At 54.1% G+C, this 25157-nt stretch carries 20 protein-coding genes and 7 tRNA genes; 22 read left to right on the top strand and 5 right to left on the bottom strand.

Going from position 1 to position 25157, the window contains the following annotated elements; genetic code table 11:
- Window positions 1–25 precede the first annotated feature (25 nt).
- The 3 genes from chiP to nagE form a co-directional block, all read right to left on the bottom strand.
- On the bottom strand, window positions 26–1423 hold the full coding sequence (gene chiP, locus SK54_RS17180; protein WP_048247652.1) for a chitoporin ChiP: 1398 nt from the start codon (window positions 1421–1423) through the stop codon (window positions 26–28).
- Between the two features lie 446 nt (window positions 1424–1869).
- Complete coding sequence (glnS, locus tag SK54_RS17185; protein WP_015571127.1) at window positions 1870–3537, bottom strand: glutamine--tRNA ligase; 1668 nt, start codon at window positions 3535–3537, stop codon at window positions 1870–1872.
- Window positions 3538–3706: 169 nt separating this feature from the next.
- The gene (gene nagE / locus SK54_RS17190; RefSeq protein WP_017382457.1) at window positions 3707–5656 is read right to left on the bottom strand and encodes a PTS N-acetyl glucosamine transporter subunit IIABC; all 1950 of its coding nucleotides are present in this window, start codon (window positions 5654–5656) and stop codon (window positions 3707–3709) included.
- 325 nt (window positions 5657–5981) lie between these two features.
- Between nagE and nagB the strand changes: the two genes are divergently transcribed.
- The 12 genes from nagB (at window position 5982) to SK54_RS17255 (ending at window position 12848) form a co-directional block, all read left to right on the top strand.
- Window positions 5982–6782: a glucosamine-6-phosphate deaminase gene (gene nagB, locus SK54_RS17195; protein ID WP_003858663.1), complete on the top strand. Its 801-nt coding sequence runs from the start codon at window positions 5982–5984 to the stop codon at window positions 6780–6782.
- Window positions 6783–6838: 56 nt separating this feature from the next.
- Window positions 6839–7987 carry an N-acetylglucosamine-6-phosphate deacetylase gene (gene nagA / locus SK54_RS17200; protein ID WP_032102591.1) on the top strand — a complete coding sequence of 383 codons (1149 nt, stop codon included), beginning with the start codon at window positions 6839–6841 and terminating at the stop codon, window positions 7985–7987.
- Window positions 7988–7995: 8 nt separating this feature from the next.
- Complete coding sequence (locus SK54_RS17205; protein WP_006809613.1) at window positions 7996–9216, top strand: DNA-binding transcriptional regulator NagC; 1221 nt, start codon at window positions 7996–7998, stop codon at window positions 9214–9216.
- Between the two features lie 45 nt (window positions 9217–9261).
- Window positions 9262–10014 (top strand): ribonucleotide monophosphatase NagD, encoded by a 753-nt coding sequence (nagD, locus tag SK54_RS17210; protein ID WP_003858667.1) that lies wholly within the window; start codon window positions 9262–9264, stop codon window positions 10012–10014.
- 250 nt (window positions 10015–10264) lie between these two features.
- Complete coding sequence (gene asnB / locus SK54_RS17215) at window positions 10265–11929, top strand: asparagine synthase B (protein ID WP_015571128.1); 1665 nt, start codon at window positions 10265–10267, stop codon at window positions 11927–11929.
- Between the two features lie 225 nt (window positions 11930–12154).
- Window positions 12155–12231: transfer RNA gene (locus SK54_RS17225), tRNA-Met, on the top strand.
- An 8-nt stretch (window positions 12232–12239) separates the two neighbouring features.
- Window positions 12240–12324, top strand: a tRNA-Leu gene (locus SK54_RS17230).
- 23 nt (window positions 12325–12347) lie between these two features.
- Window positions 12348–12422 (top strand) — tRNA-Gln (locus tag SK54_RS17235).
- A 32-nt stretch (window positions 12423–12454) separates the two neighbouring features.
- Window positions 12455–12529 (top strand) — tRNA-Gln (locus tag SK54_RS17240).
- A gap of 17 nt (window positions 12530–12546) precedes the next feature.
- A tRNA-Met gene (locus tag SK54_RS17245) sits at window positions 12547–12623 on the top strand.
- Window positions 12624–12664: 41 nt separating this feature from the next.
- A tRNA-Gln gene (locus tag SK54_RS17250) sits at window positions 12665–12739 on the top strand.
- Window positions 12740–12773: 34 nt separating this feature from the next.
- Window positions 12774–12848, top strand: a tRNA-Gln gene (locus SK54_RS17255).
- 108 nt (window positions 12849–12956) lie between these two features.
- On the opposite strand, the gene ubiF is transcribed toward SK54_RS17255, so the two are convergent.
- Entirely contained in the window at window positions 12957–14132 is a 1176-nt protein-coding gene (ubiF, locus tag SK54_RS17260; RefSeq protein ID WP_003858670.1) for a 3-demethoxyubiquinol 3-hydroxylase, read from the bottom strand.
- A 135-nt stretch (window positions 14133–14267) separates the two neighbouring features.
- Between ubiF and miaB the strand changes: the two genes are divergently transcribed.
- The 10 genes from miaB (at window position 14268) to rihA (ending at window position 24516) form a co-directional block, all read left to right on the top strand.
- Entirely contained in the window at window positions 14268–15692 is a 1425-nt protein-coding gene (gene miaB, locus SK54_RS17265; protein WP_048247655.1) for a tRNA (N6-isopentenyl adenosine(37)-C2)-methylthiotransferase MiaB, read from the top strand.
- A gap of 163 nt (window positions 15693–15855) precedes the next feature.
- Window positions 15856–16902, top strand: a complete 1047-nt coding sequence (locus tag SK54_RS17270; RefSeq protein ID WP_003858674.1) for a PhoH family protein — start codon at window positions 15856–15858, stop codon at window positions 16900–16902.
- Window positions 16899–17366, top strand: coding sequence for an rRNA maturation RNase YbeY (gene ybeY, locus SK54_RS17275; protein WP_017694310.1), 468 nt, complete (start codon window positions 16899–16901; stop codon window positions 17364–17366). The genes SK54_RS17270 and ybeY overlap by 4 nt, the downstream gene beginning before the upstream one ends.
- Before the next feature lie 84 nt (window positions 17367–17450).
- The gene (gene corC, locus SK54_RS17280) at window positions 17451–18329 is read left to right on the top strand and encodes a CNNM family magnesium/cobalt transport protein CorC (RefSeq protein ID WP_003858679.1); all 879 of its coding nucleotides are present in this window, start codon (window positions 17451–17453) and stop codon (window positions 18327–18329) included.
- A 5-nt stretch (window positions 18330–18334) separates the two neighbouring features.
- Window positions 18335–19873, top strand: coding sequence for an apolipoprotein N-acyltransferase (gene lnt / locus SK54_RS17285; protein ID WP_048247657.1), 1539 nt, complete (start codon window positions 18335–18337; stop codon window positions 19871–19873).
- Window positions 19874–20253: 380 nt separating this feature from the next.
- Complete coding sequence (locus SK54_RS17290; RefSeq protein WP_003858681.1) at window positions 20254–21159, top strand: amino acid ABC transporter substrate-binding protein; 906 nt, start codon at window positions 20254–20256, stop codon at window positions 21157–21159.
- Window positions 21160–21314: 155 nt separating this feature from the next.
- Window positions 21315–22055 carry a glutamate/aspartate ABC transporter permease GltJ gene (gene gltJ, locus SK54_RS17295; RefSeq protein WP_015571133.1) on the top strand — a complete coding sequence of 247 codons (741 nt, stop codon included), beginning with the start codon at window positions 21315–21317 and terminating at the stop codon, window positions 22053–22055.
- Window positions 22056–22730: a glutamate/aspartate ABC transporter permease GltK gene (gltK, locus tag SK54_RS17300; protein ID WP_003858686.1), complete on the top strand. Its 675-nt coding sequence runs from the start codon at window positions 22056–22058 to the stop codon at window positions 22728–22730. It abuts the gene before it with no gap.
- The gene (locus tag SK54_RS17305) at window positions 22730–23455 is read left to right on the top strand and encodes an amino acid ABC transporter ATP-binding protein (protein ID WP_017382465.1); all 726 of its coding nucleotides are present in this window, start codon (window positions 22730–22732) and stop codon (window positions 23453–23455) included. Before gltK ends, SK54_RS17305 begins: the two co-directional genes overlap by 1 nt.
- Window positions 23456–23574: 119 nt before the next feature.
- Window positions 23575–24516 carry a pyrimidine-specific ribonucleoside hydrolase RihA gene (gene rihA / locus SK54_RS17310; protein ID WP_047732912.1) on the top strand — a complete coding sequence of 314 codons (942 nt, stop codon included), beginning with the start codon at window positions 23575–23577 and terminating at the stop codon, window positions 24514–24516.
- Between the two features lie 56 nt (window positions 24517–24572).
- Here rihA and SK54_RS17315 read toward each other — a convergent pair whose 3' ends face one another.
- On the bottom strand, window positions 24573–25055 hold the full coding sequence (locus SK54_RS17315) for a zinc ribbon-containing protein (protein ID WP_003858689.1): 483 nt from the start codon (window positions 25053–25055) through the stop codon (window positions 24573–24575).
- Window positions 25056–25157 lie beyond the last annotated feature (102 nt).

A 25157-nucleotide genomic window follows, 5' to 3' on the forward strand; every position in this document is an offset into this window, starting at 1 on the left:
GGGATTTCGCCCGCCAGCGTGTTCATCAGAAGATTGTGAATGGCGCAATGACCATGAATTTCACGTCACGTTCATCCTGGAAGATGTTGCCGTAACCGCCCGCGTAGCTCGGGATATCGGAGTGGTTGTCATACTGGGTGAAGTGCAGTTTGAACATCGTGCCTTTCGCACGGCCCTCCTGAAGGGTGTAAATCGCATCCAGGCTGTATGAAGACTCTTTCAGACGGTAGTTCGGATCGTAGTAGGCGTCTGGCGTAGCCATATCTGCTGGCTTCGCGTCCCAGGCGTACGCGTAGGACGCACCCACCGCCCAGCCAGGCAGGTTCCAGTTCTTCAGGTCATACATTGCGCCGAAGAAGACCGCCTTTTCGCCGTCGGCGTTAAAGTCAGAGCGGTTATCCCACCAGATATCCAGACGACCATTGGAAGAGGCGTAGGTTGGCGTCATACGTTGCAGGAAGTAGCCCTGCTGCCCTTCTGCCTTGACCCATGTTCCCTCCAGACGTAAATCAACCTGACCTACCTTGTAGCCGAAGGTCAGCGCCTGTAACCACGCGGTGCCGTCATAGATATCATTTACGCTGCCATCACTGACTTTGTCGCGCGTACCGTAGAACTGATAGCTGGTGCTCAGCGGGCTACCCGCGATATCAAATTTGTAGCTGGCTTTAGCAAAGTACTGATCGATATAGCCTTCAGCCTGACCAAAAGCAGCTTCCAGCACCAGATCGTTTTTGAAGTCGTACTTCGCCCCCAGCGAGTGGAGATAATCAACTTTGGTTTTTTTATCATTCTGATAGAACTTGTCCATCTCAATGTGCCACGGCGCTTTGTACTCGTTGGTCCACATATAGGAGAAGCTCAACGCCCCCGCATCGCCGTAGTCAAAATTAGCACCGGCTTCCGCACCCTGATAGGTACCTGGCATAAAGCTCCAGTGCGGTGCTAACAGCGTCTGGCCGGTTGGCTGGATATAACCTCCACGCGCCCAGACCGGACCATATTTGAATTTTGCAGCCGCTTTATACAGGCTGATTCCGCTTTTATCGCCGGACCAGTCTTCGTCGTAGGCTTTATTGCTGGAGGAGAACGCAATTTCGTTCGGATGGCCGCTGTCGCCATTTTCGGCCATTTCAATTGCGGTGAACGCTGCAATATCGATCCCGAACATATCGGCGGCATATCCCGACTGGAAATCAAGGTTGGCGTTCCAGGTCGAGTGAGAAAGGTTGGTTTTGTATTTATCTTCAGTGACGTCTTTACGGTCACGCTCACGCTGCCAGTAATAAATACCGCCCGTGAGGGTGGAATCTTCGATGAAACCTGTTGCTTTTGCCTCTGGCGCAACCACCAGGCCCGACATTGCTGTCACACCGGCGATAGCCAGCGCCAGCGCACTACGTTTGCCACTGAACGTACGCATAGATTATTCCTCTTTGACGAATTAAAACGCCTTAAACGGCGAAAAACAGAAAAGACCAAGTGGTCAGGGGTAGTCAGAAATACCCTCGAATTAACTACCGTCTTTAGGTTATTTTTCGCGACGCGAATTATCAATGCTTTTAATCAGGCAAAAGTCAGGATTATGACGAAGAGCACATATTTCGTAGTGCTTTGTAACATTCACCGGGAAGCAAGTACTGGCGGGGGAATGCGCTAATTTTCAGTAAGTAACATTGATATTGTGAATATATTTTTCAGCGTTTCTGTTTTTGGAAAACAACAAACTTTTTTAAATAAAATAAGTAGCACCACATTGACCTGGAATGTTGGCTTTAATTCATCATCCCGATGCTTAACGACATGATCGTTAAATAAAAAAACGCCGCATTACGCGGCGTTTGTTTCTCATTGACCATGGCAGCGTTATTATTCGCCGATCTTAGTCCAGGTATCACGCAGACCGACGGTACGGTTAAATACCGGTTTTTCTGCCGTGCTGTAACGGCTGTCCAGGCAGAAGTAACCCTCACGTTCAAACTGGAACGCTTTACCGGCTTCAGCGGCTTTCAGAGACGGCTCGGCATACCCCTGCTTGATAATCAACGACTCAGGGTTGATAACCGCCAGGAAGTCCTCCGCAGCGCCTGGGTTAGGTACGCTGAACAGACGATCGTAGAGACGGATCTCAACCGGCAGCGCATGCTGCGCACTCACCCAGTGGATCACACCTTTCACTTTACGGCCATCCGCCGGATCTTTACTCAGCGTCTCTGCGTCGTACGTACAGAAGATGGTCGTGATGTTACCTTCCGCATCTTTCTCTACGCGCTCGGCTTTGATCACATAGGCGTTACGAAGACGCACTTCTTTGCCCAGCACCAGACGCTTGTACTGCTTGTTCGCTTCTTCGCGGAAGTCGGCGCGATCGATCCAGATTTCACCGCTGAACGGCACGTCGCGGGTGCCCATTTCCGGTTTGTTCGGATGGTTAGGCATCGAGACCAGTTCGCTTCCGCCCTGCGGATAGTTTTCGATGACCAGTTTCACTGGATCGATCACTGCCATCGCGCGCGGCGCGTTTTCGTTCAGGTCTTCGCGAATGCAGGATTCCAGAGACGCCATTTCGATGGTGTTGTCCTGCTTGGTAACGCCAATACGTTTGCAGAACTCACGAATGGACGCCGAGGTATAGCCACGACGACGCAGGCCAGAGATGGTCGGCATACGCGGGTCGTCCCAGCCTTCAACGTGCTTGTCGGTGACCAGCAGGTTCAGCTTACGCTTGGACATCACGGTGTATTCCAGGTTCAGACGAGAGAACTCGTACTGACGCGGATGCACAGGAATGGTGATGTTATCCAGCACCCAGTCGTACAGACGACGGTTGTCCTGGAATTCCAGCGTGCACAGAGAGTGCGTAATGCCTTCCAGCGCATCGCTGATGCAGTGGGTGAAGTCGTACATCGGGTAGATGCACCACTTGTTACCGGTCTGGTGGTGTTCAGCGAACTTAATGCGGTACAGCACCGGATCGCGCATCACGATGAACGGAGACGCCATATCGATTTTGGCACGCAGACACGCTTTACCTTCTTCGAAGCCACCGGCACGCATTTTTTCAAACAGCGCCAGGTTCTCTTCCACGCTACGATCGCGGAACGGGCTGTTTTTACCAGGCTGAGTCAGCGTACCGCGGTATTCACGGATTTCGTCAGCAGACAGCTCGTCAACGTATGCCAGACCTTTGTTAATCAGTTCAACCGCATATGCATACAGCTGATCGAAATAGTCTGAGGAGTAGCAGATATCGCCAGACCAGTTGAAGCCCAGCCATTGCACGTCGTTTTTAATCGACTCAACGTATTCGATGTCTTCTTTTACTGGGTTGGTGTCATCGAAACGCAGGTTGCACTGCCCCTGGTAATCTTGCGCAATACCAAAGTTCAGGCAGATCGATTTGGCGTGACCAATGTGCAGGTAGCCATTTGGCTCCGGCGGGAAACGCGTGTGGACTGTGGTGTGCTTACCACTGGCCAGATCTTCATCGATGATCTGACGAATAAAGTTACTCGGGCGGGCTTCTGCCTCACTCATCGTGGATTCCTCAAAGCGTAAACAACGTATAACGGCATATGATCTTATAAGCCGGACGTAGTGACAACCCTTAAAACGTCCCGGAAGAAAATAATGGGGGCAATTGCTGCAAAAAAAAGCGGCGGAGGATATCCCCCGCCGCTAAAGGCATAACTCTACTCAGGAGCGATTACTTGCCTTTAATCTCATACAGTGGCGTCTGGCCTGCAACCACCTGACCCTGCGCCTGGATCACCAGACCGCTGAAGTCGTCGATGTTACTGCACACGACCGGGCTTATCATGGAGCGCGCGTTGGCATTCAGGAAGTCCAGATCCATTTCCAGAATCGGCTGACCTGCCGCCACTTCAGCACCCTCTTCCACCAGACGAGTAAAGCCCTGACCGTTCAGCGCAACGGTATCGATACCCATATGGACAACGATCTCCGCGCCTTTTTCCGTTTCCAGGCAGAACGCGTGGTTGGTGTTGAAGATTTTCACGATAGTACCGGCAGCCGGAGAGACCACGGTTTTGTCCGTTGGTTTCACCGCCACGCCGTCACCGACCGCTTTGCTGGCGAACGCTTCGTCAGGCACCTGCTCAAGCGCAACAACGTCACCTGTCACCGGAGAAACCAGCGCAGCGATGGTCACCGCGTTTGGCACAGCCTGCGGTTTTGCAACCGGCGCGTCAGCCACTGGCGCGTTATCCGTTGAGGCGGCAGCGACCGGCCCACGGGCAACCACTTTTTTCATTTCATCGCCGATAGATTCGGCTTTCGCACCCACGATAACCTGGATGGTTTGTTTGTTCAGTTTCACCACACCAGACGCACCCAGGCGTTTGCACATTGCATCGCTCACGCGCGCGGAGTCACCTACGGTCAGACGCAGACGGGTAATACAGGCATCGATCGCTTTCAGGTTGTCGGTGCCACCCACAGCGGCAATGTAGTTGGTTGCCAGCTGGGTTAAACCCTCTTCGGTATTGCTGTTGGCTTCACTGGTCACAACATCATCTTTCGTATCTTCGCGGCCCGGCGTCTTCAGGTTAAACATACGAATAACCGCGCTGAACAGAACGAAGTAGATAACGAAGAAGATCAGGCCCATCACCATCAGGATCCAGACGTTGCTGCTTGCCGCCGGCAGGTTGTACATCAACACATAGTCGATGGCGCCTGCGGAGAAGGAGAAGCCAGCATGGATACCCAGAAGGGTGGCGACGAACAGGCTGATACCGGTCAGGATCGCGTGCATCAGATACAGCAGCGGAGCCAGGAACATGAACAGGAATTCCAGTGGCTCGGTCACGCCGGTCAGGAAGGCGGTGATCGCAACGGACAGCAGCATCCCGCCAACCATTGGGCGACGCGCTTTCGGCGCAGCCAGGTACATTGCCAGCGCCGCGCCAGGCAGACCAAACATCATGATTGGGAAGAAGCCAGACATGAACATGCCCGCGGTGCCGTCGCCTGCGTAGAAGCGGTTGATATCACCGTGGAATACCGCGCCGGCCGCGTTGGTGAACTCACCAATCTGGAACCAGGCGATGGTGTTCAGTACCTGATGCAGACCGGTTGGGATCAGCAGACGGTTAATGAAACCGAAGATGCCCGCGCCCATTGCGCCCGCAGACACGATCCATTCGCCACCCGCATGGATAGCATGCTGCACCGGTGGCCAAACGTAGCCAAAGATGGCGGCGAGGATCAGACAGAAAAAGCCCGTCGCAATCGGCACAAAACGTTTACCGCCGAAGAAGCTCAGGAAGTCAGGAAGTTTGATACCTGCCCAACGGTTGTACACGGCGCCACCCACCAGGCCGGTAATGATACCTGCCAGCACACCCATATTGATTTCAGGGTTGATGGTTACCATCGCTTTCGTGAGGATGAAGTAACCGACAGCCCCTGCCAGTGCCGCGGCACCAGCGCTGTCTTTTGACCAGCTTGACGCCACACCGATGGCGAAAATCAGCGCCAGGTTGTCAAAAATTGCGCCGCCTGCCTGGGCGATAAACGGCACGTTAAGAAGATCGGGTTGCCCGAATCGCAGCAGCAACGCTGCAACCGGTAGCACGGCGATAGGGAGCTGCAAAGCCCTACCGAGGCGCTGGAAAAAACCTAAAATATTCATCCTATTCCCCCTACGAGACCCTTTGTTAAGACTCGCGCATAAACTATGTTTTTATTGTGTCACGAACGATAGATACAGTTGATGATTCACTGGCAGTGTGAGTGTGTGAAAAATTAATTCGTATCGCAAATTAAACACCTATTTTTTGTGATTATTGTCACCAAATATCGTATTAAACCCTCCCTTTCACTGGCTAACGACGAAAACTTATTTTATCATTCAAAAAATCAAGACGGATTGATCCGGCCTGAAAGGTTCCAGGTTACGCTTAGTTCAGGTTGCACTAATCATCCGCCCACTTTTACTTAAACTTTAGAGGTGAATAATGAGACTGATTCCCCTGGCAACAGCTGAACAAGTCGGAAAATGGGCTGCTCGTCATATCGTTAACCGCATCAACGCGTTCAAACCAACAGCCGATCGTCCTTTCGTTCTCGGTCTTCCAACCGGCGGCACGCCCCTGACCGCGTATAAAGCACTGGTTGAAATGCACAAAGCGGGCCAGGTTAGCTTTAAACACGTTGTGACCTTCAACATGGACGAATATGTCGGCCTGCCGAAGGAACATCCGGAAAGTTACCACAGCTTTATGCACCGTAATTTCTTCGATCACGTTGATATTCCGGCTGAAAACATTAACCTGCTGAATGGAAACGCGCCTGATATTGACGCAGAATGCCGTCAGTATGAAGAAAAAATCCGTTCCTACGGTAAAATCCACCTGTTTATGGGCGGCGTAGGCAACGATGGTCATATCGCGTTCAACGAACCGGCATCTTCACTGGCTTCCCGTACTCGTATTAAAACGCTGACCCATGATACGCGCGTGGCTAACTCCCGCTTCTTTGACGGCGACGTCAATCAGGTGCCTAAATACGCGCTGACCGTGGGCGTGGGCACGCTGCTGGATGCCGAAGAAGTGATGATTCTGGTGCTGGGCGCGGTGAAAGCGCAAGCGCTTCAGGCTGCCGTTGAAGGCAACGTGAACCATATGTGGACGATCAGCTGCTTACAGCTGCATCCAAAAGCGGTTGTCGTGTGTGACGAACCGTCCACCATGGAGCTGAAAGTGAAAACGCTGAAATACTTCAACGAGCTGGAAGCTGAGAACATCAAAGGTCTGTAATTGAATAACCGCCTCTTTATATCCGGGGCGGTCGCTTTTTTTAACCGGGGGTCGATATGTACGCTTTAACCCACGGTCGGATTTATACCGGCCATGAAATTCTGGATGACCATGCGATTGTAATCGCCAATGGCCTGATTGAACGTGTTTGCCCGCTGGCGGAACTGCCGCCGGAGATCGAACAGCGTTCCCTCAATGGAGCAGTAATCTCCCCCGGTTTCATCGACGTACAGCTTAACGGCTGCGGCGGTGTCCAGTTTAACGATACCGCAGAGGCGGTATCGGTTGAAACGCTGGAAATCATGCAAAAAGCCAACGAGAAATCGGGCTGCACCAGCTATCTGCCAACGCTGATCACCAGCAGCGATGACCTGATGAAACAGGGTATCCGCGTCATGCGCGAATACCTGACAAAACATCCGAATCAGGCGCTGGGCCTGCACCTGGAAGGACCCTGGCTGAACATGGTCAAGAAAGGCACCCATAACCCAAACTACGTGCGCAAACCGGATGCCGAGCTGGTGGATTACATGTGCGCCAATGCCGATGTGATCGCCAAAGTAACGCTGGCCCCGGAAATGACCGGCACGGAGGTCATCAGCAAACTGGCCGCCGCCGGGATTGTGGTGTCTGCGGGCCATTCGAACGCGACGCTGAAAGAGGCGAAGGCCGGTTTCCGCGCAGGCATTACGTTTGCCACACACCTTTATAACGCGATGCCCTATATTACTGGCCGCGAACCGGGACTGGTTGGCGCCATTCTGGATGAACCAGACGTCTACTGCGGCATTATCGCCGACGGCTTGCATGTCGATTACACCAACATCCGCAACGCCAAGCGTCTGAAAGGCGACAAGCTCTGCCTGGTAACGGATGCTACCGCTCCGGCAGGAGCGAATATTGAGCAGTTCATTTTTGCTGGTAAAACAATATACTACCGGAATGGACTGTGTGTTGATGAGAACGGCACGCTGAGCGGTTCTTCTCTGACGATGATCGAAGGGGTACGTAACCTCGTTGAACATTGCGGCATCGCGCTTGAGGAAGTGCTGCGCATGGCCACGCTTTATCCGGCGCGCGCCATTGGCGTCGATAAACAGCTCGGCGGTATTGCGCCAGGTATGGTTGCAAACCTGACGGCGTTCACACACGATTATAAAATTATTAAGACCATCGTTAATGGTAACGAGGTCGTCACTGAGTAAGTAAAAGTATGACACCAGGCGGACAAGCTCAAATCGGTAATGTCGATCTCGTTAAACAACTTAACAGCGCGGCGGTTTATCGCCTGATTGACCAGCACGGGCCAATCTCACGCATTCAGATAGCCGAACAAAGCCAGCTTGCTCCCGCCAGCGTGACAAAAATTACACGTCAGCTTATTGAGCGCGGCCTGATCAAAGAAGTCGATCAGCAGGCCTCCACCGGGGGCCGCCGCGCGATTTCCATCGTCACGGAAACCCGCAATTTTCAGGCCATTGGCGTTCGCTTAGGACGTCATGACACCACGCTTACGCTCTACGATCTGAGCAGCAAGGCCATTGCCGAAGAACACTACCCCCTTCCTGAGCGCACGCAGGAGACGCTTGAACACGCGTTGCTGAATACCATTGCGCATTTCATCGAAAGCTGTCAGCGCAAGATCCGTGAACTCATCGCCATCTCGGTGATTTTGCCCGGCCTGGTTGACCCGGAAAGCGGCGTTATTCGCTACATGCCGCATATTAAGGTAGAGAACTGGGGGCTGGTTGAGGCGCTGGAAAAGCGCTTCAAGCTGACCTGCTTTGTTGGTCACGATATTCGCTCGCTGGCGCTGGCGGAGCACTACTTTGGTGCGAGCCAGGACTGCGAAGACTCTATTCTGGTGCGCGTTCACCGTGGTACAGGTGCGGGCATCATCTCGAATGGCCGCATTTTTATTGGCCGTAACGGTAACGTAGGCGAGATTGGTCATATCCAGGTGGAACCGCTTGGCGAGCGCTGCCACTGCGGTAACTTTGGCTGTCTTGAAACCGTTGCCGCCAATGCCGCCATTGAACATCGCGTTCGCCATCTGCTGGAGCAGGGTTACCAGAGCCGCGTCACGCTGGACGATTGTAAGATCGGCGCCATCTGCAAAGCGGCAAACAAAGGCGATGCGCTGGCCTGCGAAGTGATCGAACAGGTAGGACGCCACCTGGGTAAGACCATCGCCATTGCCATCAACCTGTTTAATCCGCAGAAAGTGGTGATTGCCGGCGAGATCGTTGAAGCCGAAAAAGTGTTACTGCCCGCCATTGAAGGCTGCATCAATACCCAGGCGCTGAAGGCATTTCGCCAGAATTTGCCGGTGGTGCGATCTACGCTCGATCACCGCTCGGCAATTGGCGCATTCGCCCTGGTAAAACGTGCCATGCTCAACGGGATCCTGCTGCAACATTTGCTGGAATCCTGATCGGACCTTATAGTAACGCCTTCTTTTTTTGATGTCGGATTGTCCATGACCATTAAGAATGTAATTTGTGATATCGACGGCGTGCTGATGCACGACAACGTTGCCGTGCCGGGTGCTGCGGAGTTTCTTCACCGCATCATCGACAAAGGAATGCCACTGGTTCTTCTCACGAACTACCCTTCACAGACTGGTCAGGATCTGGCAAACCGCTTTGCTACCGCAGGCGTCAACGTCCCGGACAGCGTGTTCTATACCTCTGCGATGGCGACCGCGGATTTCCTGAAGCGTCAGGAAGGCAAAAAAGCCTATGTGGTTGGTGAAGGTGCGCTGATCCACGAGCTGTATAAAGCGGGCTTCACCATCACCGACGTGAACCCGGACTTTGTCATCGTGGGCGAAACGCGCTCCTTTAACTGGGAGATGATGCATAAGGCAGCCTACTTTGTCGCCAACGGTGCGCGTTTTATCGCCACCAACCCGGACACGCACGGTCGTGGTTTTTATCCCGCCTGCGGTGCGCTTTGCGCCGGTATCGAAAAAATCTCGGGTCGTAAGCCGTTTGTTGTCGGTAAACCGAGCCCGTGGATCATCCGCGCCGCACTGAATACGATGCAGGCACACTCAGAAGAAACCGTCATTGTGGGCGACAACCTGCGTACCGATATTCTGGCTGGCTTCCAGGCGGGGCTTGAAACCATCCTGGTGCTTTCTGGCGTTTCACAGCTTGATGACATTGATACGATGCCGTTCCGGCCAAGCTGGATTTACCCTTCTGTCGACGAAATCGACGTTATTTGATTCAGAACCACGCCTAAGAGCGTGGTTTTTCATTTCTGCCGTCTGAAAACATCACTTCATCTAACGAAATCAGCCCTTCATTGAGAAATCATCAATAGAATTGCTTAAGACATACTCTTTTTTTAAGATTCGGCAATCGCCATTGCACTTTTTACGTTTTCATCGGTAAAACGCTTGCGCCCCCTCCCCCTTTTGCGGCATTTTCATAAGCAAGCAACATCACAACGCAACAGGGTTAACGGAGAAGGTTATGTGTTCTATTTTTGGCGTACTGGATATTAAAACTGACGCGGGCGAACTGCGTAAAAAAGCACTCGAATTGTCCCGCCTGATGCGCCATCGCGGTCCGGACTGGTCAGGCGTATACGCCAGCGATAAAGCGATTCTGGCTCACGAACGTCTCTCCATTGTTGATGTCAACGCTGGCGCACAGCCGCTGTATAATGAGAAAAAAACGCACGCGCTGGCTGTTAACGGTGAAATTTACAACCATCAGGCGCTGCGCGCCGAGTACGGCGATCGCTACGCGTTTCAGACCGGCTCAGACTGCGAAGTGATCCTGGCGCTGTATCAGGAGAAAGGCCCGGAGTTCCTCGACGATCTGCAAGGTATGTTCGCCTTCGCGCTGTACGACAGCGAAAAAGACGCTTACCTGATTGGCCGCGACCATATCGGTATTATCCCGCTGTACATGGGACACGATGAGCACGGCAACTTCTACGTTGCCTCAGAGATGAAAGCCCTGGTACCGGTGTGCCGCACCATCAAAGAGTTCCCGGCAGGTAGCTACCTGTGGAGTAAAGACGGCGAGATCCGCCCGTACTACCAGCGCGACTGGTTTGATTATGAGGCGGTGAAAGACAACGTGACGGACAAAGCCGAACTGCGTCAGGCCTTGGAAGAGTCAGTGAAAAGCCACCTGATGTCAGACGTACCTTACGGCGTACTGCTCTCCGGCGGTCTGGACTCCTCCGTGATCTCCGCGATCACCAAGAAATTCGCCGCACGTCGCGTGGAAGATCAGGAGCGCTCTGAAGCCTGGTGGCCGCAGCTGCACTCCTTTGCCGTGGGTCTGGAAGGGGCACCTGACCTGAAAGCCGCCCAGGAAGTGGCAAATCATCTCGGCACGGTGCACCATGAAATTCACTTCACCGTACAGGAAGGTCTGGATGCGATCCGCGATGTGATCTATCACATTGAAACCTATGATGTGACCACCATTCGCGCCTCCACACCGATGTATTTGATGTCGCGGAAGATCAAAGCGATGGGCATCAAGATGGTGCTCTCCGGCGAGGGTTCTGACGAAGTGTTTGGCGGTTACCTCTATTTCCACAAAGCGCCAAACGCCAAAGAGCTGCATGAAGAAACGGTGCGTAAGCTACAGGCGCTGCACATGTTTGACTGCGCGCGCGCCAACAAAGCGATGTCCGCCTGGGGTGTGGAAGCCCGCGTGCCGTTCCTCGATAAGAAATTCCTTGATGTGGCGATGCGCATCAACCCGCAGGACAAAATGTGCGGCAACGGCAAAATGGAGAAACATATCCTGCGTGAATGTTTTGAATCCTACCTGCCGGCGAGCGTGGCGTGGCGTCAGAAAGAGCAGTTCTCGGATGGCGTGGGTTACAGCTGGATCGACACCCTGAAAGAGGTGGCGGCGAAACAGGTTTCTGATCAACAACTGGAAACTGCGAGCTTCCGTTTCCCGTACAACACGCCAGCCTCGAAAGAAGCGTATTTGTACCGTGAGATCTTTGAGGAGCTGTTCCCGGTTCCAAGCGCAGCAGAGTGCGTACCGGGTGGCCCATCGGTCGCCTGCTCTTCTGCTAAAGCCATTGAATGGGATGAATCATTCAAAGCGATGAACGATCCGTCAGGACGCGCGGTGGGCGTTCACCAGTCTGCCTATAAATAATGTTCAGAGTATCATCAGGCCCTCCGGGGCCTGATTTTTTTGCCTCTCTTTTCTCCGCATAAAATCGATTAATAACCAATAATTGTCGAATATTCGGCCTCGCTGTTCGCAACCTAACCAAACAGTCACATTCCGGCTATTTTCATTGAAAAAGGTGTTGACGCTGCAAGGGTCTATACGCATAATGCGCCCCGCAACGCCGATAAGGTAACGCGAAAAAAAGATGGCTACGTAGCTCAGTTGGTTAGAGCACATCACTCATAATGATGGGGTCACAGGTTCGAATCCCGTCGTAGCCACCATCTTTTTTGCGGGAGTGGCGAAATTGGTAGACGCACCAGATTTAGGTTCTGGCGCCGCAAGGTGTGCGAGTTCAAGTCTCGCCTCCCGCACCATTCCCAGGTAAGCGTTGCACGGATGGGGTATCGCCAAGCGGTAAGGCACCGGTTTTTGATACCGGCATTCCCTGGTTCGAATCCAGGTACCCCAGCCATATTTCTTCGATTATGCGGTTCTCCGCGGTATTGGGGTATCGCCAAGCGGTAAGGCACCGGTTTTTGATACCGGCATTCCCTGGTTCGAATCCAGGTACCCCAGCCATCGAAGATTGCAGTACTGGCTACGTAGCTCAGTTGGTTAGAGCACATCACTCATAATGATGGGGTCACAGGTTCGAATCCCGTCGTAGCCACCATATTTATGTTATCGAATACGATTCGGTAAACTTAACATTGTTGGGGTATCGCCAAGCGGTAAGGCACCGGATTCTGATTCCGGCATTCCGAGGTTCGAATCCTCGTACCCCAGCCACTTTAAAGTCGTTAAGCAGTTTGTTTAACGCAATTGGGGTGTCGCCAAGCGGTAAGGCTCTGGTTTCTGATACCAGCATTCCGGGGTTCGAATCCCTGCACCCCAGCCACTTAAAACAAACAAGCCCGCTCTGCGGGCTTTTTTGTTTTTGTTGTTCAGAATAGTGCGGCCTGATGCCCTCACCCTAACCCTCTCCCACGGGGAGAGGGAATAAAGATCAGAGTCCGAGGGCGTATTTCAGGGCCTGACGCTTCAGCCCACCGGCACGCTCCGCCGCCATCAATCCAATATTGCGCACTATACGCACCGGACCAACATCATTGCTGAACCCGGCATAGAACAGATCCATCCCCGACTGCATAATGAAGTTATCCGCCATACGGCGCGTCTGGTAGCGCTTCAGTACCTGATGGCTGGCCCAGGCTTCCGCGTGGGCGCGAGCGTTACCCAGCACATCCAGTAACGCATCGACGTCACGGTATCCCAGATTCACCCCCTGCCCCGCCAGCGGATGAATGGTGTGCGCCGCATCTCCCACCAGCACCAGTCCTTCACGGGCATACTGTAACGCATGGCGTCGCATCAGCGGGAATGCGCCGGCGGCAACCGGGGTCACGTTACCCAGACGACTCGGGAAGTGCTGGCGAATTTCGCGCTGCAACTGATCCATGGACAGCCCCTGCAACTGTCGAATGCGCGCCGGTTTGTCGTACCACACCAGCGAGGCCCAGTTATCAAACAGCGGTAAGAATGCATGCGGGCCGTTCGGCGTAAAATGCTGCCAGGTGCTTTCGCCCGGCGCGTTTTCTGACTGAACGGTGATCAGCATGCAGGACTGCTGGTACTGCCAGGCATGGATCCCAATGCCTGCCATCTGCCTGACCTGCGAGTTCGCGCCATCCGCCCCCACCACCAGCTTCACGGCCAGCTCATCGTCGTTGTCCAGCGTCAGGAGATACCCGCCCTCATGACGATGCAGGCCTTTCAGCGAGTCCGGAACGCGCAGCGTCACCTTCGGGTGCGCCTCTAGCGCCTGCCAGAGTGCCTGCTGGAGCACGTTGTTTTCCACCATATAGCCCAGGCGCGGCAGTTTCAGCTCGGCGGCATCAAACGACACGTGAGCATTTTCCCACTCCCAGGTTTCAAGACGGCTGTATGGGTGCGCGCGCATCGCCAGCACCGCCTCCCAGACGCCCAGCCCGCGAAGCAGATCAACAGAGGCCGCGCTGATGGCGGAAATACGCACGTCCGGTTGGCTGGCAGGATCGAATGCCGGCGGAGCCGCCTGTTCAATAACGGTTACGTCAAATCCCTGCTGCGCCAGCCCCAGCGCCAGTGCGCCGCCGACCATACCGCCGCCAACAACGGCAACTTCGGTGTTCAGGAGTGTCATGGTCACTATTCCTTATTGGAGAATACCTTAAGTTTACCGGATTTTTGCGGCCCTGAGGTTGACAACCTTCATACTGGTCACAACCGCACCAAAGCATTACAATACGCGGCTTGCAATCCTGAGCTGAGCAAGTCGATGACTAAAAAACTCCATATAAAAACCTGGGGCTGTCAGATGAACGAATACGATTCATCGAAGATGGCCGATCTGCTGGATACCACCCACGGATACCAGCTGACTGAAAATGCGAAAGAAGCCGATGTGCTGCTGCTGAACACCTGTTCAATTCGTGAAAAAGCACAGGAAAAAGTTTTTCATGTGTTAGGCCGCTGGAAGCTTCTCAAACGGAAAAATCCGGACCTGATTATTGGCGTGGGTGGCTGCGTCGCATCGCAGGAAGGTAAGCTGATCCGCCAGAGAGCCCCCTATGTGGATATCGTTTTTGGCCCTCAGACCCTGCACCGCCTGCCAGAGATGATTAATCAGGTTCGCGGCAGCCGTAGCCCGGTGGTTGACGTGAGCTTCCCGGAGATCGAGAAATTTGACCGTCTGCCAGAGCCGCGCGCTGATGGCCCGACCGCCTTCGTCTCCATCATGGAAGGCTGCAACAAATACTGTACTTACTGCGTGGTGCCTTACACCCGCGGTGAAGAAGTGAGCCGCCCGGCAGACGATATCCTGTTTGAAATCGCGCAGCTTGCCGCGCAGGGCGTTCGTGAAGTGAACCTGCTGGGTCAGAACGTGAACGCCTGGCGCGGGGAAAACTACGACGGTACCACCGGCAGCTTTGCTGAACTGCTACGTCTGGTGGCGGCGATTGACGGCATCGACCGCATTCGCTTTACCACCAGCCATCCGATGGAATTTACCGACGACATTATTGACGTCTATCGCGATACGCCAGAGCTGGTGAGCTTCCTGCACCTGCCGATCCAGTGCGGCTCTGACCGCGTGCTGAACCTGATGGGTCGTCCACATACGGTGCTCGAGTATAAGTCCACCATCCGCAAGCTGCGTGAAGCGCGCCCGGGTATCCAGATTAGCTCCGACTTTATCGTCGGCTTCCCTGGCGAAACCGCTGATGACTTTGAGCGCACCATGAAGCTCATCGGCGAGGTGAATTTCGACGTCAGCTACAGCTTTATCTTCTCTGCGCGCCCGGGCACCCCTGCGGCCGATATGGTTGACGATGTGCCGGAAGAAGAGAAAAAGCAGCGTCTGTATATTCTACAGGAGCGTATCAACCAGCAGGCCAACGCCTGGAGTCGTCGTATGCTCGGCACTGTCCAGCGTATTCTGGTGGAAGGCACCTCCCGTAAGAGCGTCATGGAACTGTCTGGTCGAACCGAAAATAACCGCGTGGTGAATTTTGAAGGCACCCCGGACATGATCGGTAAGTTTGTGGACGTCGAGATTGTCGAAGTACTCACGAACTCGCTGCGCGGGAAGGTGGTACGCACTGAGGACGAAATGGGTCTGCGTATTGCCGAGACGCCGGAATCCATTATCTCTCGCACCCGCAAAGTCAACGACTCTGGCGTAGGTATTTACCAGCCTTGATCCTTCTGGCCTGCCTGTCCGGCAGGCCTTGTATTTCCTCTCATCACCCCCAATATCTACCGCAACGCTTGCGCCTTTATTGTGTGGCGTGAATAATTTCGGTAATGACCGTTTTATTACGCCGTGTGGCGGCGAGTCAGTTAACTACTCAAAGAGGAACAGTTTGAACATAGATACGCGTGAAATTAGCCTTGAGCCAGCAGACAACGCTCGCCTGCTGAGCCTGTGCGGGCCGTTTGATGACAACATCAAACAACTTGAGCGACGTCTGGGTATCGAAATCAATCGTCGCGATAACCATTTCAAACTCACCGGACGCCCAATCTGCGTCAACGCCGCGGCGGATATTCTCCGCAGCCTGTATGTTGATACCGCCCCGATGCGCGGTGAGATCCAGGATATTGAACCTGAACAGATCCACCTGGCCATTAAAGAGGCGCGCGTGCTTGAGCAGAGCGCGGAGAGCGTGCCGGACTATGGCAAAGCCATCAACATCAAAACTAAACGCGGCGTGATTAAGCCTCGTACCCCGAACCAGGCGCAGTACATCGCCAACATTCTCGACCACGACATCACCTTCGGTGTAGGCCCGGCGGGTACGGGTAAAACCTATCTGGCGGTTGCCGCTGCGGTTGATGCGCTCGAGCGTCAGGAGATCCGCCGTATCCTGCTGACCCGCCCTGCTGTTGAAGCCGGTGAAAAACTGGGCTTCCTGCCGGGCGATTTGAGTCAGAAAGTAGATCCCTACCTGCGCCCGCTGTATGACGCGCTGTTCGAAATGCTCGGCTTCGAGAAAGTTGAAAAGCTCATCGAGCGTAACGTGATTGAAGTTGCTCCGCTGGCCTACATGCGTGGCCGTACGCTTAACGACGCGTTCATCATTCTGGATGAGAGCCAGAACACCACCATCGAACAGATGAAGATGTTCCTGACGCGTATTGGCTTTAACTCGAAAGCGGTTATCACCGGTGACGTCACCCAGATTGACCTGCCGCGTAACACCAAATCGGGTCTGCGTCACGCCATCGAAGTCCTGGCCGAGGTAGAGGAAATCAGCTTTAACTTCTTCCACAGTGAAGACGTGGTACGCCATCCGGTGGTCGCGCGTATCGTTAACGCTTATGAGGCCTGGGAAGAGGCAGATCAGAAGCGCAGGGCCGAACTGGCCGCAGAACGTAAGCGCGAAGCGCAGGAGCATGAACAGAAATGAGTCAGGTGATCCTCGATTTACAGCTGGCCTGTGATGATAATTCCGGCATGCCAGAAGAGGCACAGTTTCAGAAATGGCTGGATGCCGTTATCCCCCAGTTTCAGGAAGAATCAGAGGTCACGATTCGCCTGGTGGATGAAGCAGAAAGCCATGAGCTCAACCTGACCTACCGCGGGAAAGATAAGCCGACCAACGTGCTCTCTTTCCCGTTCGAAGCCCCTCCGGGCATTGAGATGCCGCTGCTGGGCGATCTGATCATCTGCCGTCAGGTGGTTGAGCAGGAAGCCAAAGAGCAGCAAAAGCCGCTGGAAGCGCACTGGGCACACATGGTGGTGCACGGTAGCCTGCATCTTCTGGGTTACGACCATATTGAAGATGACGAAGCGGAAGAGATGGAATCCCTCGAGACAGAGATAATGCTTGCTCTGGGCTATGAGGATCCGTACATTGCCGAGAAAGAATAGTCAGTCACTGACTACCATGCCGCCGCGCAGGGACATAGCGCGGCGGTTAACATTGAACTAACAAGAGAACCCTTAACAAACGCCATGAGCGACGACAATTCACACAGTAGCGACACGACAACCACTAAAAAGGGATTTTTCTCCCTCATTCTGAACCAGCTTTTCCACGGCGAACCGAAAAACCGTGATGAACTGCTGGAGCTGATTCGTGATTCCGGGCAGAACGACCTTATCGACGAAGATACGCGCGAAATGCTCGAAGGGGTGATGGACATCGCCGACCAGCGCGTCCGCGACATCATGATCCCCCGCTCGCAGATGATTACCCTGAAACGCAACCAGACGCTGGACGAGTGCCTCGATGTGATTATCGAATCGGCTCACTCACGTTTCCCGGTCATCAGCGAAGACAAAGATCACATTGAAGGGATTTTGATGGCGAAAGATCTGCTGCCGTTTATGCGCAGCGATGCCGAAGCCTTCAGTATGGAAAAGGTGTTACGCCCGGCCGTGGTTGTGCCGGAAAGTAAACGTGTGGATCGGATGCTGAAGGAGTTTCGCTCCCAGCGCTATCACATGGCGATTGTTATTGATGAATTTGGTGGCGTTTCCGGTCTGGTCACAATCGAAGACATCCTTGAGCTGATCGTGGGCGAAATCGAAGATGAGTATGACGAAGAAGAGGATATCGACTTCCGTCAGCTGAGCCGCCACACCTGGACCGTGCGCGCGCTGGCCTCCATTGAAGACTTCAACGATACCTTTGGCACCAGCTTCAGCGATGAAGAAGTGGACACCATTGGTGGCCTGGTGATGCAGGCCTTCGGCCATCTTCCGGCCCGCGGTGAAACCGTTGACATCGATGGTTACCAGTTCAAGGTCGCAATGGCTGACAGCCGACGTATTATTCAGGTTCACGTCAGAATGCCGGACGACTCACCGGTGCCAAAACTGGAAGATTAATGTAAATGGCATTTGCCCCACTCTTTGAACGCCAGCGCGTCCGTTTGCTGCTGGCGTTGTTACTCGGAGCCAGCGGTACGCTGGCTTTTTCTCCTTACGATATCTGGCCAGCCGCTATTCTCTCCCTGATGGGGCTACAGGGTCTTACCCTGAACCACCGTCCGGTACAGGCCGCGGCCATTGGCTACTTCTGGGGGCTGGGGCTGTTCGGCTCTGGTATCAACTGGGTCTACGTCAGTATCGCGCAATTTGGCGGAATGCCGGGGCCGGTTAACGTCTTCCTGGTTGTGCTGCTCGCCGCCTATCTCTCGCTCTACACCGGCCTGTTCGCGGGCATCCTGTCTCGCCTGTGGCCAAAAACGACCTGGCTGCGCGTGGCGATAGCGGCACCCGTTGTCTGGCAAATCACCGAATTTCTGCGCGGCTGGGTACTGACCGGCTTCCCGTGGTTGCAGTTCGGCTATAGCCAGGTAGACGGCCCGCTGAAAGGCCTGGCCCCGGTCATGGGCGTGGAGGCGATCAACTTCCTGCTCATGGCGGTCAGCGGCCTTCTGGTGCTGGCTCTGGTGACACGTAACTGGAAGCCGCTGGTTGCCGCGTTGATCCTGTTTGCCCTGCCCTTCCCGCTGCGTTATATCCAGTGGTTTACGCTGGAGCCCGCGCGCGCCACGCAGGTTTCTCTGGTCCAGGGCGATATCCCGCAGTCCCTGAAATGGGATGAGAATCAGCTACTGAACACGCTGAAAATCTACGCCAACGCCACTGAAAAGGTGATGGGCAAATCGCAGCTCATCATCTGGCCTGAGTCTGCGATCCCGGACCTGGAGATCAATCAGCAGCCCTTCCTGAAGATGATGGACGATCTGCTGCGTGCGCGCGGCAGTACGCTGATCACCGGAATTGTGGATGCGCGCCTCAATCAGCAGAACCGCTATGACACGTACAACACGATCATTACGCTCGGTAAGGACAGCGAATACAGCTATACCTCCACCAATCGCTACAACAAAAACCACCTTGTACCGTTTGGCGAATTTGTTCCGCTGGAGTCTATTCTGCGCCCACTGGCACCGTTCTTTGATTTGCCGATGTCCTCATTCAGCCGGGGCCCTTACGTTCAGCCGCAGCTGCATGCGCACGGTTTTGCCCTGACGGCCGCCATTTGCTACGAGATTATCCTCGGCGAGCAGGTGCGCGATAATTTCCGCCCGGACACCGACTATCTGCTGACCATCTCAAACGATGCGTGGTTCGGTAAATCGATTGGCCCGTGGCAGCACTTCCAGATGGCGCGAATGCGCTCTCTGGAGCTGGCACGTCCGTTGCTGCGCAGCACCAATAACGGCATTACCGCCGTGATTGGTCCGCAGGGTGAAATCCAGGCCATGATCCCGCAATTTACCCGTGAGGTGCTGACTACTAACGTCACGCCAACTACCGGGCTTACGCCTTACGCGCGCACCGGGAACTGGCCGCTGTGGATTTTGACCTTGCTGTTCGGCTTTGGCGCAGTACTGATGAGCCTGCGTCAGCGTCGTAAATAACCTTACCTTCTGTTGCCGGGTGGCGGCTACGCCTTACCCGGCCTACTCTCCAGCGCCGCCACCCGACAATTTCCTCCCAAACTTCAATTCTGGCACGCCTGTTGCTTTGTTTATTCACATCAACGCTGTCTGGCTTAACGTGCAACTTTGTCGCACCAGCGTAGATCATCGGTAGCACCGAAACGGTGCAACGAGGGATTATTGCCTCTGAATGGTGCGGCGCGCTTCGCAAAAATAAACAATAACGCAGCAAAATCTTTACATTAAGCCAGACTAAATGTTAACAAGCTTGCATAACACTGCACTCGCATTGCGCGAGATATAACAACATCACAATGGGTATCTATGCGTCACTGGCGCTGATAAGAAAGGAGTTGGGTATGCAATTACGTAAACTGGCCACAGCAATGCTGGTTATGGGAATGTCTGCGGGGGTTGTCCACGCTGAAGACGCTCCGGCAGCAGGAAGCACTCTCGACAAGATTGCCAAAAACGGCGTGATCGTGGTCGGCCACCGTGAATCTTCTGTCCCGTTCTCTTACTACGACAACACGCAAAAAGTCGTGGGCTATTCACAGGATTACTCCAACGCCATCGTTGAAGCCGTGAAGAAAAAGCTGAACAAACCTGACCTGCAAGTGAAGCTGATTCCCATCACTTCACAAAACCGTATTCCTCTGCTGCAAAACGGCACATTTGATTTTGAATGTGGCTCAACCACCAACAACCTTGAGCGTCAGAAACAGGCCGCTTTCTCGGACACCATCTTCGTTGTGGGCACCCGCCTGCTGACGAAGAAAGGCGGCGACATCAAAGATTTTGCTGACCTGAAAGGCAAAGCGGTTGTTGTGACCTCCGGTACCACGTCCGAAGTGCTGCTGCACAAGCTGAACGACGAGAAGAAAATGGACATGCGCATCATCAGCGCGAAAGACCATGGCGACTCCTTCCGTACCCTGGAAAGCGGCCGTGCTGTCGCGTTTATGATGGATGACGCCCTTCTGGCAGGCGAGCGCGCGAAAGCGAAGAAACCAGACAACTGGGAAATCGTCGGTACCGCCCAGTCGAAAGAAGCCTACGGCTGTATGCTGCGTAAAGGTGACGAGGACTTCAAGAAACTGATCGATGACACCATCGCTCAGGCGCAAACCTCCGGCGAAGCGGCAAAATGGTTCGACAAATGGTTCAAGAACCCAATTCCACCAAAAAACCTGAACATGAACTTTGAACTGTCTGACGACATGAAAGCGCTGTTCAAATCACCAAACGACAAAGCTCTTAACTAATTAGAACGACAGGGGCGGGATCTCCTGCCCTCTCGATTGTCGGGAAGCATGGACAGACTATACGTTGAGTGGTCGTTCCCCACTCAGCGCAAAAATTGAGCTTCTCACCAATCTTCGAGGGTAGCGCTGCTACCCTTTTTTTTCTGGAGTTTACTATGTCAATTGACTGGAACTGGGGCATCTTTCTGCAACAAGCCCCGTTCGGCAACACCACCTATCTCGGCTGGCTGTGGAGCGGCTTTCAGGTTACCGTTGCGTTATCGATAACGGCGTGGATTATCGCGTTTCTTGTCGGTTCGCTGTTCGGTATTCTGCGTACCGTCCCTAACCGTTTTCTCTCTTCGATTGGCACGCTCTATGTGGAACTGTTCCGTAACGTTCCGCTGATCGTGCAGTTCTTTACCTGGTATCTGGTGATCCCGGAACTGCTGCCGGAAGATCTCGGCATGTGGTTTAAGGCCGAGCTGGATCCTAACGTACAATTTTTTGTCTCCTCTATGCTGTGTCTGGGGCTGTTCACCGCTGCGCGCGTCTGCGAGCAGGTACGTGCCGCCATACAGTCACTGCCGCGCGGGCAAAAGAATGCGGCACTGGCAATGGGCCTGACTCTGCCCCAGGCCTACCGTTACGTACTGCTGCCTAACGCTTACCGCGTCATCGTTCCGCCGATGACGTCCGAGATGATGAACCTGGTAAAAAACTCGGCTATCGCCTCAACCATCGGTCTGGTGGATATGGCGGCACAGGCGGGCAAACTGCTGGATTACTCCGCTCACGCCTGGGAATCCTTCACGGCGATCACGCTCGCCTATGTTCTGATTAACGCTTTCATCATGCTGGTGATGAACCTGGTTGAACGCAAAGTACGCCTGCCGGGCAATCTGGGGGGCAAATAAATGTACGATTTTGACTGGAGTTCCATTGTTCCCTCCATGCCCTATCTGCTGGATGGACTGGCAATCACCTTAAAGATCACCGTTATCGCCATTATCGTCGGTATCGTCTGGGGCACCCTGCTGGCAGTGATGCGCCTGTCGAGCTTTAAGCCGCTCGCCTGGTTTGCCACGGCTTACGTTAACGTATTCCGCTCCATTCCACTGGTCATGGTGCTGCTGTGGTTTTATCTGATTGTTCCCGGCTTTTTACAGAACGTACTGGGACTGTCGCCAAAGACCGATATCCGCCTGATCTCTGCCATGGTGGCGTTTTCCATGTTTGAAGCCGCCTACTACTCAGAGATCATCCGCGCAGGTATTCAGAGTATCTCTCGCGGGCAGTCCAGCGCTGCGCTGGCGCTCGGTATGACGCACTGGCAGTCCATGAAGCTCATTATTTTGCCGCAGGCGTTTCGCGCCATGGTTCCGCTGCTGCTGACGCAGGGCATCGTCCTGTTCCAGGATACCTCCCTGGTCTACGTGCTGAGTCTGGCAGACTTCTTCCGTACCGCCTCCACCATTGGCGAACGTGACGGAACGCAGGTTGAGATGATCCTCTTCGCGGGCGGGGTCTATTTTGTGATTAGTTTAAGCGCATCGCTGTTGGTCAGCTGGCTGAAGAAAAGGACGGTATAATGATTTCCCTGAAAAATGTTTCTAAATGGTATGGGCACTTTCAGGTGCTGACCGACTGCTCAACAGAAGTAAAAAAAGGCGATGTGGTAGTGGTATGCGGCCCGTCCGGTTCCGGTAAGTCCACGCTTATCAAAACCGTTAATGGGCTGGAACCTGTCCAGCAGGGCGAGATTGTCGTTAACGGCACCAAAGTAAATGACCGCAAAACCAACCTTGCCCAGCTTCGCTCCCACGTAGGGATGGTGTTCCAGCATTTTGAGCTGTTCCCTCACCTGTCCATCATTGAGAACCTGACGCTGGCGCAGGTCAAAGTGCTGAAGCGCGACAAAAAAGCGGCGCGCGAAAAGGGGCTGAAGCTGCTGGAACGCGTCGGGCTGTCTGCGCATGCGAATAAGTTCCCGGCCCAGCTTTCGGGCGGCCAACAGCAGCGTGTGGCAATCGCGCGTGCGCTGTGCATGGATCCGGTGGCAATGCTGTTTGATGAGCCGACGTCCGCGCTCGACCCTGAGATGATCAACGAAGTGCTGGACGTCATGGTGGAGCTGGCGCACGAAGGGATGACCATGATGGTGGTAACGCACGAAATGGGCTTCGCCCGTAAAGTGGCCAACCGCGTGATCTTCATGGATGAAGGGAAAATTGTTGAAGACTCACCAAAAGAAGAGTTCTTCGCAAATCCTAAATCTGAACGTGCAAAAGACTTCCTCGCCAAAATCCTGCATTAATCTTTTTAGTGCGCAATCTGCGGATTGCGCACTGCTTCACGCTTTAGATCTCTTTTTCTATTCGGCGTCACATCGCAGCGTTAACCTTGTCACAAATAATGCTGAGAATGGAGAACGCTATGGCACAGCCAATTATTCTCGACTGCGATCCGGGTCATGATGACGCGATCGCACTCGTCCTTGCTCTTGCTTCCCCTGAACTGGACGTAAAAGCTGTCACCTCCTCCGCCGGGAACCAGACGCCGGATAAAACCTTGCGAAACGTGTTGCGCATGTTGACGCTGCTGAAACGCACCGATATTCCGGTCGCAGGTGGCGCCGTTAAGCCACTGATGCGCGAGCTGATCATTGCGGATAATGTTCACGGTGAAAGTGGGCTGGATGGCCCGGCGCTACCGGAGCCGAATTTCACACCGCAAAACTGCACTGCCGTCGAGCTCATGGCGAAGGTGCTGCGTGAGAGCGCAGAGCCCGTGACGTTGGTGGCGACCGGCCCGCAGACCAACGTAGCGCTGCTGCTGAACAGCCATCCTGAACTGCACAGCAACATCGCCCGTATCGTCATCATGGGCGGGGCAATGGGGCTGGGGAACTGGACGCCAGCAGCAGAGTTCAACATCTTCGTTGACCCGGAAGCCGCGGAAATCGTCTTCCAGTCGGGCCTGCCGATTGTGATGGCGGGGCTGGACGTGACGCATCGGGCACAGATTATGACAGACGATATTGAACGCTTCCGCGCCGTGGGCAACCCGGTTGCAACGACCGTGGCCGAGCTGCTCGACTTCTTTATGGAGTATCACAAAGCCGAGAAGTGGGGCTTCCACGGCGCCCCGCTGCATGACCCATGCACCATCGCCTGGCTGCTGAAGCCGGAAATGTTTACCACGGTCGAGCGTTGGGCTGGTGTGGAAACACAGGGGAAATATACCCAGGGAATGACGGTGGTGGACTATTACTCGCTGACGGGAAACAAGCCGAATACCACGGTAATGGTGGATATCGATCGGGAAGCGTTTGTGGATTTGCTGGCGGAGCGGCTGGCTTATTATTCTGCGGCCTGATGCCCTCACCCCGCCCCTCTCCCACAGGGAGAGGGTGCAAACAGTTTTGCTTTTACCTACGGCTCAAATGGCCGACGCTGGAACTGGTCGTGCCCGCACTTCGGACACAGCGACAACACCTCCGGCGTATAAACGGCGATATGATGGTGGCACTTCTCACACACCAGGTTCCCCAACCCCACTACTTCGCCGCTGTGATAGACACCGTGGTGGTTTAAATCCTGAAACACCTCACGCCATTCCAGCTGAGTTTTATCGGTAATATCCGCCAGCTCCTGCCACAGGCTCTCTTTGATGACCCGCATGAAAACGCTGTCGGCGATCTCGTCCTGGCTCTCTTCATAGCTTCGCGCGAACTCCTCCAGGTCACGGCGCACGGCGCGCGTCACCTCTTCCACTTCGGTTCGCGTTAACTCACCCGTTTGCGTCACGCGTGCGCGTGCCTGTTCGACCAGCGCGTCGATATCACGCTCGCCGTTACGCAGCCGTTCCGTCAGAGTCGCTACCAGTTCACGGTAAAATTGAGCAACCTTGTTCATCATTTTGCCTCCCGGGTAAGTAACTGTCTCTAATAATAGACCTTATTTCGCCGCCGCTTTGTCAGGTGAAGCACAGACCCGGTAAATTCCTGCAAAGTGCAT

Origin of the sequence: Enterobacter sp. MGH120, assembly GCF_001037725.1 — a bacterium.
Lineage (GTDB): Bacteria > Pseudomonadota > Gammaproteobacteria > Enterobacterales > Enterobacteriaceae > Enterobacter > Enterobacter hormaechei_C.